General features: G+C 38.2%; 13 protein-coding genes. All 13 read left to right on the forward strand.

Annotated features, from left to right (window positions below; translation table 11 throughout):
- Positions 1-36: 36 nt before the first annotated feature.
- The 13 genes from AZF08_RS09690 (at position 37) to AZF08_RS09750 (ending at position 15481) form a co-directional block, all read left to right on the forward strand.
- Complete coding sequence (locus AZF08_RS09690; protein WP_033676253.1) at positions 37-1431, forward strand: isochorismate synthase; 1395 nt, start codon at positions 37-39, stop codon at positions 1429-1431.
- Positions 1428-3182, forward strand: coding sequence for a 2-succinyl-5-enolpyruvyl-6-hydroxy-3-cyclohexene-1-carboxylic-acid synthase (gene menD, locus AZF08_RS09695; RefSeq protein WP_033676255.1), 1755 nt, complete (start codon positions 1428-1430; stop codon positions 3180-3182). The genes AZF08_RS09690 and menD overlap by 4 nt, the downstream gene beginning before the upstream one ends.
- On the forward strand, positions 3179-3991 hold the full coding sequence (gene menH, locus AZF08_RS09700) for a 2-succinyl-6-hydroxy-2,4-cyclohexadiene-1-carboxylate synthase (RefSeq protein WP_033676256.1): 813 nt from the start codon (positions 3179-3181) through the stop codon (positions 3989-3991). Before menD ends, menH begins: the two co-directional genes overlap by 4 nt.
- Before the next feature lie 92 nt (positions 3992-4083).
- Positions 4084-4902, forward strand: a complete 819-nt coding sequence (menB, locus tag AZF08_RS09705) for a 1,4-dihydroxy-2-naphthoyl-CoA synthase (protein WP_033676258.1) — start codon at positions 4084-4086, stop codon at positions 4900-4902.
- Between the two features lie 192 nt (positions 4903-5094).
- Entirely contained in the window at positions 5095-6540 is a 1446-nt protein-coding gene (locus AZF08_RS09710; RefSeq protein WP_033676260.1) for an o-succinylbenzoate--CoA ligase, read from the forward strand.
- Positions 6541-7647 (forward strand): o-succinylbenzoate synthase, encoded by a 1107-nt coding sequence (gene menC, locus AZF08_RS09715; protein ID WP_033676261.1) that lies wholly within the window; start codon positions 6541-6543, stop codon positions 7645-7647.
- A gap of 312 nt (positions 7648-7959) precedes the next feature.
- A complete protein-coding gene (locus AZF08_RS09720; RefSeq protein WP_033676264.1) occupies positions 7960-8655 on the forward strand; it encodes a response regulator transcription factor in 696 nt (231 codons plus the stop codon).
- A 673-nt stretch (positions 8656-9328) separates the two neighbouring features.
- The gene (locus AZF08_RS09725) at positions 9329-10621 is read left to right on the forward strand and encodes a hypothetical protein (RefSeq protein ID WP_033676360.1); all 1293 of its coding nucleotides are present in this window, start codon (positions 9329-9331) and stop codon (positions 10619-10621) included.
- A 186-nt stretch (positions 10622-10807) separates the two neighbouring features.
- Positions 10808-11908, forward strand: a complete 1101-nt coding sequence (locus AZF08_RS09730) for an amidohydrolase/deacetylase family metallohydrolase (protein ID WP_033676266.1) — start codon at positions 10808-10810, stop codon at positions 11906-11908.
- Entirely contained in the window at positions 11886-12995 is a 1110-nt protein-coding gene (locus AZF08_RS09735) for a DgaE family pyridoxal phosphate-dependent ammonia lyase (protein ID WP_033676267.1), read from the forward strand. Before AZF08_RS09730 ends, AZF08_RS09735 begins: the two co-directional genes overlap by 23 nt.
- Positions 12992-13747: a 2-dehydro-3-deoxy-phosphogluconate aldolase gene (gene dagF, locus AZF08_RS09740; protein ID WP_033676269.1), complete on the forward strand. Its 756-nt coding sequence runs from the start codon at positions 12992-12994 to the stop codon at positions 13745-13747. The genes AZF08_RS09735 and dagF overlap by 4 nt, the downstream gene beginning before the upstream one ends.
- Complete coding sequence (locus AZF08_RS09745; RefSeq protein WP_033676271.1) at positions 13740-14756, forward strand: sugar kinase; 1017 nt, start codon at positions 13740-13742, stop codon at positions 14754-14756. The genes dagF and AZF08_RS09745 overlap by 8 nt, the downstream gene beginning before the upstream one ends.
- Positions 14756-15481, forward strand: a complete 726-nt coding sequence (locus tag AZF08_RS09750; protein ID WP_033676272.1) for a GntR family transcriptional regulator — start codon at positions 14756-14758, stop codon at positions 15479-15481. The genes AZF08_RS09745 and AZF08_RS09750 overlap by 1 nt, the downstream gene beginning before the upstream one ends.
- The last annotated feature ends 20 nt before the right edge of the window (positions 15482-15501 follow it).

Here is a 15501-nt window from a genome sequence, read left to right on the forward strand (position 1 = left end):
TTTATGACTATTTTTCGCCCATAGGGGGGAGCCTTTGTGATTCAGACGAAACAAAAAGATTTACAAGAAATACTTACTGCAGCTATTAAACGTGCGACTGATGAAAAAACATTGGTTAGTTTTGTAAAACAAATAGATTGGATGGATCCACTTCTTTTTTATGCAGTAGGAAAACGGATTGCATTCGAAAATAGATGTTATTTTGCAGACCCAGCGCAGCATGTAATATTTGCTGGAATTGGTTCTGTTTTCACTATAGCAAACTCTTCTGATAAACGCTTTCAAACTGCTCGGGAAGAATGGCGTAAGGTGCAGGAAAAGGCGATTGTTCAAAGGGAAACATATGAATTTGGAACGGGGCCACTCTTATTTGGGGGCTTTTCATTTGACCCAGAAAAAGAGCAAACGGATCTCTGGAAAGAATTTAAAGATACAACATTGTCGTTACCAGCGTTTCTGTTAACCGTAAAAGATGAAAAAGCATGGTTAACGATAAATACATTTGTTTCAGCGGAAGATTGTGTAGAGAAGGTGTATGAAGAGATTGTCTCTTTAGAAGAAAGAATTTTACAAGAGAGTAAATTCTCGCTGGCAGAAGAAAAATTAACGGTTACTTCGAAAGTGGAAGTAGATCCGAAAGCATGGATGAAGGCAATTGAAAAAGTGCAGGATGAAATGCGAAAAGGAAGCGTTCAGAAAGTTGTATTAGCAAGAGAACTAAAGCTAGTGATGAATCATGATGTTGATTCTGTTCGCGTTTTAGAAGCGCTCCGCATGGGACAACCAGATTGTTATGTATTTTCTTTTGATTATAAAGGGGCGTGTTTCTTAGGAGCCACACCTGAGAGACTGATTCGAAAAGAAGGCGACAAATTTACATCGATGTGTCTTGCTGGTTCAATTGGTCACGGTGCTTCTATAGAAGAAAGTAAGAAAAATGGTAATGCACTTCTTCATGATGAAAAGAATTTAGCAGAGCATGGTTATGTAGTGAACATGATACGAGGCGTATTAAATGAGCACTGTGAATCTGTTACTATTCCGCAGCATCCAGAGTTATTAACAACAAAAAATTTACTACATTTATTTACACCGGTTGAAGCGAAAGGTGAAGCGTCACTTCTGACAATGGTGGAAGAGCTGCATCCAACGCCAGCACTTGGCGGAACACCACGCCATGCGGCGATGAAGCTCATTCGTGATGTAGAATTATTAGACAGAGGATTGTACGGAGCACCGATCGGCTGGATAGATGACAAAGGAAATGGTGAATTTGCGGTAGCACTGCGTTGTGGATTATTGAATGGTGAGAAGGCATCCTTATTTGCCGGCTGCGGTATTGTAATTGATTCAGTACCACAACTTGAATATGAAGAAACAAGTTTGAAGTTTAGACCGATGCTTGGTGCTTTGGAGGAATTAATGAAATGAACAATCATATAGAAGCATTATCATATTATTTAGGCGCGTTTGTGGACGAATTGGCGCGTCTAAATGTATATGATGTTGTCATTAGTCCAGGTTCACGGTCGACGCCGCTAGCCTTGCTAATGGAGCAGCATGAACAGATACAAACATATTTGCATGTAGATGAACGATCAGCTGCCTTTTTCGCGCTTGGTATCGCGAAAGCAAAGAAGCGTCCTGTAGCGATTTTATGTACATCAGGAACAGCGGCAGCAAACTATTATCCAGCCGTTTGTGAAGCATTTCATTCACGAGTGCCCCTACTTGTATTAACAGCAGATAGACCGCATGAGCTAAGGGATGTAGGAGCACCACAGGCGATGAACCAAATGAATCTATACGGTTCTTTTGTGAAACAGTTTATGGAGATGGCACTTCCAGAAGCTAGAGAACCGATGTATCATTATGCTCGTATGACAGCTGGGCGTGCTGTGGCAAGCGCGTGTTTTGCTCCAAAGGGACCTGTTCATATTAATTTTCCGCTTCGGGAGCCGCTAATTCCTGATTTCTCTTTAGAGTATTTATGGGAAAAGGGCCGCGGAGAATATACTGGGGCGGTTCATCAGGGAAACACGACGATGACGAGTGAATATGTAAGTTCTCTTATAGGGCGCCTTTCAAGTATGGAAAAGGGGCTTATTGTTTGTGGAGACGATAGTCATTCGGATTTGCCAGAAGCTATTATGCAGTTTGCTGAGAAAACTGGTTATCCAGTTTTAGCAGATCCACTTTCAAATCTTCGTGCTGGAAACCATGATAAAGAAATGGTGATAGACTGCTACGATACATTTTTACGAAATGAATTGCTAAAAGATACATGGAAGCCAGATGTCATTATTCGTTTTGGCGGTATGCCAGTATCAAAAGCATTAACACAATTTATAAAAAAACAAAAGACTGCTGTTCATATCGTTGTAGATGAGTCTGGAAAATGGAGAGATCCAGCTCTTATGGTAACCGAAGTAGTATGTGCAAGTGATATCTCGTTTTGTAAAGAGATTACAGATAAGATGTCAAAGAGAGAAAAGAATGATTGGTTCCAGATGTGGAAACATATAAATGATAAAACGAAGGAAGAGCTTCGGAAAATCGAAACATATGAAACTGCGTTTGAGGGCAAGGTCATTACGGATATTGTACGTGTATTACCAGAGGAAGCTACGTTATTCGCCAGTAATAGCATGCCAATTCGTGATACGGATACATTCTTTTTCACGACAGATAAAAACATTCATATCATGGCAAACCGTGGTGTGAATGGCATTGATGGAATTATTTCAACAGCATTAGGAGCGAGTACAGTTTGTGAGCCGCTTGTATTAGTAATTGGTGACTTATCATTTTATCATGATCTAAATGGATTATTAGCAGCAAAATTACATGATTTAAACATAACAATTGTTGTTGTTAATAATGACGGCGGTGGCATTTTCTCATTCTTACCGCAATATGAGTCAAAAGAACATTTTGAATCATTGTTTGGCACACCACTTGGACTTGATTATGAACATGTTGTCAAAATGTACGGTGGTTCATTTGCGCGTGTAAATGGCTGGGAAGCATTTCGTGAAGAAGTACAAAAAGGAACAGCTGAAAACGGCTTACACGTTGTGGAAATTTGTACGAACCGAGAAGAAAACTTACAACTTCACCGGGATTTATGGGCGAATACATCGAAGGTGATTACGGAAATTTTGCAAGGTGAATCGAAATGAAAGTAACATTGCAAGGTGTAACGTATGAATATGAAGTGGTCGGAAGTGGAGAACCACTTCTACTTCTTCATGGTTTTACGGGTAGCATGGAAACGTGGCGTCCATTTATTCCTTCATGGAGCAAACAGTTTCAAGTTATCGTAGTGGATCTTGTTGGGCATGGAAGAACGGAAAGCCCCAAGGAAATTACGCATTATGATATTGAAAATGTAGCTTCGCAAATGAAAGCATTACTTGACCATTTGCATCTCGAAAAAGCTCATATACTTGGCTATTCGATGGGCGGTAGACTGGCAATTACAATGGCATGTTTGTATCCAAAACGCGTAATTTCTCTGTTATTAGAAAATTGCACGGCGGGACTTGAGATGGAGGAAGACCGTAAAGAACGCCGCGTGAAAGATGAACAGCTTGCAAATCGAATTGAATCAGAAGGAATAGAAGCTTTCGTGAACGCTTGGGAAGATATTCCGCTATTTGCAACGCAAAGAAAATTATCACAGGGTGTGCAAGAAGCAGTACGAAAAGAGCGACTTGCCAATAATCCAAGAGGACTTGCAAATAGTCTCAGGGGCATGGGAACAGGAGCACAGCCTTCATGGTGGAAGCAGCTTGAAGAGCTTAAATTGCCTGTCTTGTTAATGAATGGGGAGAGCGATCAAAAGTTCTTTCACATCTTAACAAACATAAAAAAACGCATCCCTCATGCGAAATTTGTCAAAATTGATGGGGCTGGCCATGCAATTCATGTGGAACAACCGCAAAAGTTTGATACAATAGTAAAGGGATTTCTTAAAACTATGCAGTGACACTTTTTTCTTTTGAAGAGGGTAGAGCTTATAGATTGGCTAGTGGACAAGTTAAATTGACTATTAGCAAGATAAAAAAGGAGGTAATAGTAATGGCTATTGAATGGGTAAAAGAAGGAAATTACGAAGATATTATTTATTCCACATACAATGGTATCGCAAAGATTTCGATTAACCGTCCTGAAGTACATAATGCATTCCGTCCGAAGACGGTAATGGAGTTAATCAATGCTTTTGCACACGCACGTGATGATGCAAATGTTGGCGTTATCATTTTAACGGGTGAAGGTGGACGTGCATTCTGTTCTGGTGGCGACCAAAAGGTTCGCGGTCATGGCGGATATGTAGGTGAGGACCAAATCCCACGCTTAAACGTATTAGACTTACAACGTTTAATTCGCGCAATCCCTAAACCAGTTATTGCAATGGTAGCAGGTTATGCAATTGGCGGTGGACACGTACTTCATATCGTATGTGACTTAACAATCGCAGCAGACAACGCTGTATTCGGACAAACTGGTCCTAAAGTAGGTAGCTTTGATGGCGGATACGGAGCTGGTTATTTAGCTCGTATGGTAGGTCATAAGAAAGCTCGTGAAATTTGGTACCTATGTCGTCAATACAGTGCACAAGAAGCACTTGATATGGGCTTAGTAAACACAGTTGTACCATTAGATCAATTAGAAGCAGAAACAGTACAGTGGGCAGAAGAAATCTTAGGAAACAGCCCAATGGCACTTCGTTTCTTAAAAGCTGCGTTTAACGCAGATACAGATGGTTTAGCTGGTATCCAGCAACTAGCGGGAGACGCAACGTTATTGTACTACACAACTGACGAAGCAAAAGAAGGCCGCGACGCGTTCAAAGAAAAACGCAGCCCGGACTTTGGACAATTCCCTCGTTTTCCGTGATTAAAAGCGGAGCCGACTGTTTAGACCTGTTGGCTAAGGTTCTTTCGTACAGAAAGTGATTTTTACTTTCTTGTGCGGAAGGTTCTTAGACGCAAGGGTCGAGGAGGCGTAGCTGGATGGGATTAAAGCGGAAGCAAAAAAGAGACTTGATTGTACATCAAGTCTCTTTCTTTAATGAAAGGAGAATGTGTAATGGAGACGATGCCCAATTGGTTAATGCAACGTGCATTTCTAACACCAGAGCGCACTGCGATTGAAACGAAAGAGGAGAAGATTACCTTTTTAGAACTGCATGAAAAAGTATTATCTGTTTGTGAACACCTTTCTTACTTACAGATAGAAAAAGGTCAAAAAGTGGCTGTTCTGATGAAAAATGGTACGGAGATGATTACAGTCATTCACGCTTTATCATATATAGGGGCAGTGGCTGTACTTCTCAATACACGTCTTTCAAGAGAAGAGCTACTTTGGCAAATGGAAGATGCTGAAGTTGTTTGCTTAATAACGGACCAAGAATTTGAAACCGAGCAGGTACCAGTGCATGCATTTGCAGAAGTAGTGGAAGGACAGAAGAAAACTGCAGTCGTTCAAGAGGAATTCTCCTTAGAAGAGGCAATGACGATTATTTATACATCAGGGACAACTGGTAAACCGAAAGGCGTTATTTTAACGTATGGCAATCATTGGGCGAGTGCTGTTGGATCATCACTTAATTTAGGGCTTCGTGATGATGATTGTTGGCTAGCGTGTATGCCGATGTTTCATGTAGGTGGTTTATCTCTTTTAATGAAAAATATTATGTACGGTATGAGGATTTTACTTGTTCCGAAATATGATCCAGATTTCATTCATGAGGCACTAGAAACAAGAGGAGTTACAATCATATCAGTCGTTTCTAAAATGCTGACAGACCTATTAGATCGACTTGGAGAAGGTACCTATCCTAAATCCTTACGATGTGTGTTATTAGGCGGAGGACCAGCACCGAAGCCGTTATTAGAAACATGTGTGGCAAAAGGAATTCCTGTATATCAAACGTATGGTATGACAGAAACTTCTTCTCAAATCTGTACGCTTTCAGCGGATTACATGTTAACGAAAATTGGATCAGCTGGAAAACCTCTTTTTTCATGTCAGCTTCGGATTGAGAATGATGGCGAAGTAGTACTGCCGAATGTTGAAGGAGAGATTGTTGTAAAAGGACCGAATGTAACGCGTGGTTATTTTAAACGGGAAGATGCGACGCGTGAAACAATAATAAATGGTTGGTTGCATACAGGAGATCTTGGGTATTTGGATGAAGAAGGGTTCCTATATGTATTAGATCGCCGCAGTGATTTAATTATTTCAGGCGGAGAAAATATTTATCCAGCGCAAATTGAGGAAGTACTACTTGCTCATGCGGCAGTCGCAGAGGCTGGTGTTGTTGGAAAAGTAGATGAAAAGTGGGGACAAGTACCAGCTGCATTTATTGTGAAAGCTGACGATATAACAGAAGAAGAGCTTATTCGTTTTTGTGAAGAAAGGTTAGCGCGATATAAAGTACCGAAAGAAGTACATTTCTTATCTGAGTTACCACGTAATGCTTCAAAAAAATTGTTAAGACGTGAATTAAGGCAGCTACTGGAGGAAATGTAGATGAGAATCAAAAAGGCGACGCTTTATATAACAGAAATGCCTCTCGTTATCCCTTTTGCAGCAAGTTACGGAACGTATAAAACACGTGAGAGTATCGTCATTGAACTAGAGGATACGGACGGATATATCGGTTTTGGGGAAGTCGTTGCTTTTTCAGAGCCGTGGTATACAGAAGAAACAGTAACAACAGCGCTACATATGCTGAAGGACTTTTTATTACCAGATTTATTGAAAGTTGAAATTACGCATCCAAATGAGATTCCGAATCTCTTTCAACATATAAAGCGTAATCGTATGGCGAAAGCAGGGATAGAAGGTGCAGTATGGGATTTGTATGCGAAACGCCAAAATCAATCACTAGCGACTTTACTTGGCGGAACACAGCTAGAAATTGAAGTCGGTGTTGTGATTGGATTAGATACGATTCCGAATATGTTAAAGCGAATTGAAAAGTATGCAGAAGAAGGATACCAGCGATTTAAAGTGAAAATAAAGCCGGAACTTGATTATGAGTTACTAAAGGAAATACGAAAGGTCTTTTCAAAAATTCCATTAATGGTCGATGCGAATTCAGCATATACGTTAGCGGATACGGAGCAATTAAAGAGGTTAGATGAATTTCAGTTAATGATGATTGAGCAGCCTTTAGCAGATAACGATTTTCTGGATCATGCTGAGCTGCAAAAGAGAATAGAAACACCGATTTGTTTAGATGAAAGTATTCATTGTTTAGAAGACGCGAGAGTAGCCATTACACTTGGAAGCTGCCGTATTGTTAATATTAAACCAGGACGTGTTGGCGGATTAACCGAATCGATTCAAATTCATGATTATTGTCAGCGGCACGATATTCCTGTTTGGTGCGGTGGTATGGTTGAAATGGGGATTTCGCGCGCACAAAATATTGCGTTAGCATCACTTCCAAACTTTACGATTCCAGGAGATATTTCAGCTTCAAGTAGACATTGGGAGCGAGATATTATTTCACCAGAAGTCATGCTACAAGGCGGGAAAGTAATTGTTCCGAAAGAAGCTGGATTTGGATATAACGTAAACCGAAACAGGTTAGAAGCGATAACGAAGCAGCGGATTATATGTGAAAGCTGAACGGATGAGGGAGCGAGAAGAGATTAATTTGTCTTTTGTTTAGCTCTCCGATATTATTAGGTAATTATCTACTGATTAAAGTTTCACTTTATTTCAGGTGATTGGGTGTAAGGAAAGGCTGCTATTGTGGGCAGCCTTTTCTTATTGTACAAACGGAATAGACTGGTTTAAAATCAAGCATGTTAAAATATATATCCAAAAAAACAGTTGGATGTTTTGAAAGTGTATAACTCCGCAAGGCTGGAGCGATAGAATAGAAACGAAATAGATATGAAATATTGAATGCTAACTTTATACGGGGGGGGGAATAAAATGAAACGTATTTCGATTTTGATAGCTGATGATGAGATGGAAATTGCAGATTTAATTGCTATCCATTTAGAAAAAGAAGGCTACCGTGTAGTCAAAGCATCTAATGGGAAAGAAGCTATTCAAGTTATTCAATCGCAAGTAATTGATTTGGTAATTTTAGATATTATGATGCCTGAAATGGATGGTTATGAAGTAACGCGTCAAATTCGAGGACAATACCATATGCCTATCATTTTCTTAAGTGCAAAAACATCTGACTTTGATAAAGTAACAGGACTGGTAATTGGGGCAGATGATTACATGACGAAACCTTTCACTCCTATTGAACTAGTTGCTCGTGTAAATGCTCAGTTACGGAGATTTTTGAAGTTGAATCAACCTAAACCAGATAATAAATTCGTTTTGGAAGTTGGTGGATTAGTTATTTATCCTGATCAACGGACAGTTAGTCTCTATGGTGAACATATTGAGCTAACGCCAAAAGAGTTTGATATTTTATATTTACTAGCGAGTCATCCAAAGAAAGTTTATAATGTGGAAAATATTTTTCAACAAGTGTGGGCAGAGGACTACTATGAAGGTGGGAATACAGTTATGGTACATATTCGTACCTTACGAAAAAAACTTGGAGAGGATAAAAGGAAAAACAAATTGATAAAAACGGTTTGGGGGGTTGGGTATACATTCAATGGCTAAAATGATAAGAAGCTTTCGTTCAAAAATGATTGCATTATTTGCGTTAAGTATGGTACTAGCTGGTACGATTTTTTTATGTGAATTGAAAAGTATTCAAAGTAATTTTCATATATGATTCAACAGTAAAATGTCATTTTACTATAGCTATAGTGGAAAGTATCTATACTAAACATTAACAATATTCTATATAAATATTCTCAATTTACTGTATATTCGATTGGTGTTAAGCTAATTATGAAGCGGATATCTGTTTCATGGCTATGTCTCTGTGTTTTATTGAAATATTCTCCATTAATCCTAGCGCGAGATCTATATTAGGATAAAGGCACTGATAAAGTGCCTTTTTTTTATTTTCTTTCAGAAATCTTGACCTTAAAAAATATTGATTTTAACTTCTTTCTATTTGAATTTGCCTGTAGGATAGAAAGATATTTTTCAGTTTATCCTGTAAAATCCCGATTGGTGGGGAGTTAAATAACTCAAGTATTCTTTGATAATTGTAAATTGCTTTTGTAATATACAATATCACGATTTAGGATAGAATATGAATTAGAAGCAGTTGAATTTTCAATTTTAGTGGAGGTATTGTATGATACATATCGATAGAGAAAGATGGGGTAGGATTCAGAGTATATTTATATATAGTCTACTACTAAGTACAATCTTTACACCAATGCTTTTTTACGTTGTGTATGGACTACAATTAGCCAACGGATTTGAAGGATATTGGCCATCTATCTTGTTTTATACTACCTATATGACTGGGGTGTTCATTTGGATACCTATAGTTAGTAAGATTGGTATTCATCGATCTTTATACTGGTCTGTGTTCATTACGATAGTATCTATCATTAGTGTTGCCTTTTTTAAAGATTCTTCCCTATGGCTTGAAGGAAGTGCATTAGTTTCTGGTTTTTCAGTTAGTACTATTTCTTCAATGACAAGCACTTTATTATTTCGTCACGTAGAAAGAGGGGGGAAAGTTTTTAACGAAAATCAACAAGCAATGATTATTTTTATCGTTTTCTTCTTGTTAATTGTAATACTTTTGGCCATTAGCTTAGTAAACCTGCCACTAGTAACCTTAGTGTATGGAAGTTGCTTAATTAGCATACTTTTGGCCATAAGAAAAATGCCAACAATTGAAAAAGTCAAAGAAATGCCCTCTTTTTCAATTATAGGGGCAGTCGTAAGGTTTCTGTTGTTTTCTCTACTCGTTATTCTGTTACGTGCGAGTCGTAGTATAGACAATGAACAAATCATACTCTTTTTCCTTATTGTGACTATACTGCTTGTTGGTTTCATGCTTTTTAAATTATTAAGAGGTCAATTTTTTCATAAACTTTCTTCATCATTACCAGCTAAATTAAAGGCCCAATCATTTTTGCTTGGATTTGGAAATGGTTATTTATTTTTGATAGGGATATTTTATAGTTTTGCATTTTATAATATTTTAACTAGTATTTTTATTGTAATCGGTCCGTATTTATTAGGGATGTTAATGTCTACACTGTTAAACAATAAAACGGTTAAGAAAATGAATCCAGTATATATTTTTCTATTGAGTACATTTTTAATGTTATTCGGATTTTATTCACCGATATTTATTATCCTTAGTGTAACAATTGGGAGCTATACATTTAACATGATTTCTTCTAAAAATAATATGAATGTATATACCCATAATCCTTCACACAGAGAGCTTTCATTACTCATTCACACAACTTGGAGATCGATTGGAAATATGTGTTTACAATTCTTTGTATTTGTTGTGATTGTGACGGTTGGGATTTACTACGATACCCAGTGGTCGCAACTTTTTCAAACAATTGTTGGAAGGAATAAGTTGGAGATTCCGGGGTTACCAGTACCGCTATTAATGTTTATTTTAGCATTCTGTTGTTGGCTTGGAATGGTAGGTTTAGGTGTTTGGATCAGTAAAAGATCTACTCCAAAAGAAGCTTAGAATGATGTAAGCAGGTACTTATTTAGAAATTTTATAGGTATCTGCTCTATTTTTCGCCCTAAACATTATAACGTTATATTTACTTTTATTTTTTTTCATGTTACTCTAAATGTGTGAAAGAGATAAAGTGAAACTAAAATGTAAGCGTATTCTTTAGGGCTTTTTATAGAAAAGGGTGGAAGTACAATGACAGAACGATTCGTACTACGTAATGTAAAACGTGTGAACGGGGAAGAAATTGACATTGTAATTGAAAATAATAAAATCGCTGAGATAACAAAGGCTGGTGCTGGAGAAGGTGGAAAGATTTTCGATTACTCAGATGTGTATGTATCGAGTGGTTGGATTGATTTACATGTTCATGCCTTTCCAGAATTTGATCCATATGGAGATGAAGTAGATGAAATTGGCGTTAAACAAGGGGTAATAACAATTGTTGATGCGGGGAGCTGTGGTGCAGATCGTATTGCAGATTTAGTTGCAAGTAGAGAGCAGGCGAAAACAAACTTATTTGCCTTTTTGAACATTTCACGCATTGGATTAAAACGAATTAACGAATTATCCAATATGGAATGGATAGATAGAGAGAAAGTCGTGCAAGCAGTTGATCAATATAAAGACATAATTGTTGGTTTAAAGGCACGAATTAGTAAAAGCGTCGTTTGTGGTAGTGGGATTGAACCATTACATGTAGCACGGTCATTATCTCGTGAAACATTGTTACCGCTTATGGTACACATCGGTTCAGCACCTCCTCGTATTGAAGAGGTAGTACCGCTTTTAGAAAAAGGTGATGTCATTACGCATTACTTAAACGGAAAAGAAAATAACCTTTTTGATAAGGAAGGAAAGCCGCTTAAGGTGTTACTTGATGCGATTGAACGTGGTATCCATTTAGATGTTGGGCATGGTAATGCTAGTTTTTCATTTAAAGTGGCTGAAGCAGCGAAGCACCATGGTATCGGACTTCATACAATTAGTACAGATATATATCGTAAAAATCGTGTACATGGTCCGGTTTATAGTATGGCAAATGTTCTTTCTAAATTCCTTCATTTAGGTTATGCCTTAGAGGAAGTTATTGCAGCTGTTACGACGAATGCAGCAAATTGGCTTAAGAAACCAGAACTTGGCCGAATTCAGGCTGGAGATATTGCGAATTTAACCTTATTTACGGTTAAAAATGAACCAATTACGTTAATTGATTCAGAAGGGGATCAGCGCATAGCTGAAAGAAGAATTGATACAAAAGGGGTTGTAATAAATGGGTCATTCATTGAATGCTAAATACGGATTGAAACGTGTAATTAATGCGAGCGGGAGAATGAGTATTTTAGGCGTATCTGCTCCAACTAATACAGTAATGGATGCGATGAAACATGGTGGACAAAATTATGTGGAAATTGCAGATTTAGTAGATAAAGCAGGCGATTATATTGCGAGTATCTTAGATTCAGAGGCAGCTGTTGTTGTCAATTCAGCTTCAAGCGGCATTGCACTTTCTGTCGCCGCACTTGTTACAGAAGGCAATCGTCGTAAGAGTGAAAGACTTCATCAAGAAGTAATTGCAAAAAATGAAGTCATTATGCTGAAAGGGCACAACGTTCAGTATGGTGCACCTGTTGAAACGATGATTTACTTAGGTGGCGGTAAGCTTGTGGAAGTAGGTTATGCGAACGAAGGGAAAGCTGAACATATTGAAGATGCAATTGGTGAAAATACAGCCGCTATTCTGTATGTGAAATCACACCATGCAGTTCAAAAAAATATGATTTCTGTTGAAGAAGCATGGGAAGTCGCTAAGAGAAATGGTGTACCGCTTATTGTAGATGCAGCTGCAGAAGAAGATCTTCAAAAATATGTGAAGTATTCTGATCTAGCAATCTATAGTGGTTCTAAAGCAATTGAAGGGCCGACTTCAGGAATTGTCGGTGGTAAGAGGAAGTATATTGAATGGATTAAAGTACAGCTGCATTGCAGTGGAAGAAGCATGAAAGTTGGGAAAGAAACAACATTTGGCTTACTGCAAGCACTTGATGAGTATGGCGTTAAAGAAGATAAGAGTGAACAAGAAAAAGAAATGTTACAAGCACTGATGCCGCTGAAAGAATTAGCAGGCGTGAATGTAACACTTGTGCAGGATGAAGCAGGACGAGCAATATTCCGTGCACGTATTCATATTGACGAAGCAAAAATAAATAAAACAGCAAAAGATATTGTAACAGGCTTACGTGAAGGGGAAATCGCGATTTATACACGTGATTATGGTGTGAGACAAGGACATTTTGATATTGATCCACGTCCACTTCAAGGTGATGATATACACGTGATTGAATCAAAATTAAGAGAACTAGTGGGGGGGAAAATAAGATGACAAACATTCAAAAACGTTTTTATAAAGGCCGCGTGGCATTAAATGTATTAGCAAGTAGTATTGAAAATGCGAAAGAATTATTTGACGCAGCGGAAGGTTATGTATTGGTAGGTGTTTTATCAAAAGATTACCCAACAGTAAAAGAAGCAGTAGTTGCAATGAGAGAATACGGAAAAGAAATTGACGAAGCTGTATCTATTGGACTTGGTGCAGGAGATAATCGCCAAGCGGCAGTAGTGGCAGAGATTGTAAAACAGTATCCTGGTAGTCATATTAACCAAGTGTTTCCTGCTGTTGGAGCTACACGTGCAAATCTTGGGGAAAAGGATAGCTGGATTAATAGTTTAGTATCGCCTACAGGAAGAGTAGGGTATGTAAATATTTCAACAGGACCAATCAGTGCAGCACAAGATGAGCATGCGATTGTACCTATTAAAACGGCAATCGCACTTATACGTGATATGGGTGGAAACGCAATTAAGTACTTCCCGATGAAAGGATTAGCTCATGAAGAAGAGTTCCATGCAGTTGCGACAGCATGTGCTGAAGAAGGATTTGCATTAGAACCAACAGGCGGAATTGATAAAGAAAACTTTGAAACGATTTTACGCATTGCGTTAGAGGCAAATGTGCAACAAGTGATTCCACATGTGTATTCATCTATTATTGATAAAGAAACAGGGAAAACGAATGTGGAAGATGTTCGAGAACTATTAGCAACAGTAAAGAAATTAGTTAATCAACATGCCTAAGAATATTGCAGTATTTGGAGAAGTGATGATGCGCCTTCAGGTACCTGGTTATGAATATTTATCGCAAGCAAATACACTGAATTATTCATTTTCCGGTACAGGCGTAAATGTCGCATCCGCACTTGCTCGTTTAGGACATGGCGGTTCACTTGTATCCACATTGCCAGATAATGCAGTAGGAGATGCAGCGATATCATATGTTCAAAAATTAGGCATTCATCACTCGTTTATTAAGCGGGGCGGAAAATATGTTGGTATGTACTTTTTAGAGAATGGATTTGGAGCGCGGCCAAGCCGCGTTACCTATTCCAATCGATTAGAGAGCAGTTTTAATACAGCGCCTGAAGGAACGTACCATTTTGAAGAAATTGCGAAAAAAATCGATGTCGTTCATTTTTGCGGTATTACACTTGCGATGAATGATTCTGTTCGTCAGCATATGCAATCTTTTGCCAAAGCTGTGAAAGAGAACGGTGGTACAGTTGTTTTTGATTGTAATTATCGGCCATCTCTTTGGGGAGAAGGTGGATATGAACAGGCAAAACCACATTATGAAGAAATGCTATATCTAGCTGATATTGTGATGATGAACGAAAAAGATGCGATGTTCATTCTTGGGATGAAAACAGACGAGATAGAGCGTAAAGAGCAATTAACTGATTTAATCCCTAAGGTTGCAAAGCGGTACCATATTTCTACAATTGCAGGGACACATCGAGCGATAAATAGTGATAATACGCATTCACTTTGTGGGTATATGTTTAAAAATCAAAGATTCACATTTTCAAAAACACTCACGTTTTCTGTATATGATAGAATAGGTGCTGGAGATGCTTATACGAGCGGAATTATCCATGGCGAGGTAGAAGGATTTGCATCAGAGAAAACAGTAGCATTTGCTGCGGTAGCGGGAATGCTTGCACATACAATCGTCGGTGATACGCCGATGTCATCGGAGAAAGATATATTCAGAGCGATGACGGAATCAGTAGGTGATGTAGAAAGGTAGTGAGTGTAGCGGTGAACGTAACTCGAAAAAAAGGACCATTATATTTACAAATTAAGAATATACTTCGGGATCGGATATTACATGGTGTATATGCGATTCATACAAATATCCCTTCAGAACCACAGTTAGAAGAAGAGTTTAAAGTAAGTAAAATCACAGTGCGAAATGCGATTAAAGAACTTGTTCAAGAAGGGTATTTGGAAAAGAAGAGTGGAAAAGGAACAAAAGTCATTCGAAATACTTCGACTGCAAAACTTTCTAAAGGAAAGCGATTTACAGAAGTTTTAGTGGAAGAAGGGCATAAAGTTCAGAAGAAATTGCTGCAAGCAGGAGTTGTAGATAATGAGGAAGGAACAGTACCTTTTCGATTATTTGGAAAGCAGTGTTTCCGTATCGAGCGCTTGTATGTTTTGAATGATGCACCATATATTCATTATACGCACTATTTGCCGGTGCAAATGGAGGTAGCGGAACTATCGGATTTAACGTTCCAATCACTTTATGGCTTAGTCGAAGAACAAGGCGTACACTTAGAAAACTTTCGAGATGAGTTTGCTGTTGCTACTCCGCCAGCTCATATTGGGACGATATTAGGGGAAAAGGAAAATACATCATTATTAAAGCGGATGCGTTATTCATATGATGAAATCGGAACAGTAATTGAATATAGTGAAGGATATTATAATACTGAAATGCAACATTATGTTGTGAATTATGATGTATAAAACCTGAAGAGGAATGAATT

Origin of the sequence: Bacillus gaemokensis, assembly GCF_001590835.1 — a bacterium.
In the GTDB taxonomy this organism is placed as follows: Bacteria; Bacillota; Bacilli; order Bacillales; family Bacillaceae_G; genus Bacillus_A; species Bacillus_A gaemokensis.

Coding starts and splice junctions, on each gene's coding strand:
- AZF08_RS09725 (WP_033676360.1), top strand. CDS start 9,329: ATGCTTTTTTACGTTGTGTATGGACTACAATTAGCCAACGGATTTGAA.
- AZF08_RS09745 (WP_033676271.1), top strand. CDS start 13,740: ATGCCTAAGAATATTGCAGTATTTGGAGAAGTGATGATGCGCCTTCAG.
- menH (WP_033676256.1), top strand. CDS start 3,179: ATGAAAGTAACATTGCAAGGTGTAACGTATGAATATGAAGTGGTCGGA.
- menB (WP_033676258.1), top strand. CDS start 4,084: ATGGCTATTGAATGGGTAAAAGAAGGAAATTACGAAGATATTATTTAT.
- AZF08_RS09730 (WP_033676266.1), top strand. CDS start 10,808: ATGACAGAACGATTCGTACTACGTAATGTAAAACGTGTGAACGGGGAA.
- dagF (WP_033676269.1), top strand. CDS start 12,992: ATGACAAACATTCAAAAACGTTTTTATAAAGGCCGCGTGGCATTAAAT.
- AZF08_RS09710 (WP_033676260.1), top strand. CDS start 5,095: ATGGAGACGATGCCCAATTGGTTAATGCAACGTGCATTTCTAACACCA.
- AZF08_RS09720 (WP_033676264.1), top strand. CDS start 7,960: ATGAAACGTATTTCGATTTTGATAGCTGATGATGAGATGGAAATTGCA.
- menD (WP_033676255.1), top strand. CDS start 1,428: ATGAACAATCATATAGAAGCATTATCATATTATTTAGGCGCGTTTGTG.
- AZF08_RS09735 (WP_033676267.1), top strand. CDS start 11,886: ATGGGTCATTCATTGAATGCTAAATACGGATTGAAACGTGTAATTAAT.
- menC (WP_033676261.1), top strand. CDS start 6,541: ATGAGAATCAAAAAGGCGACGCTTTATATAACAGAAATGCCTCTCGTT.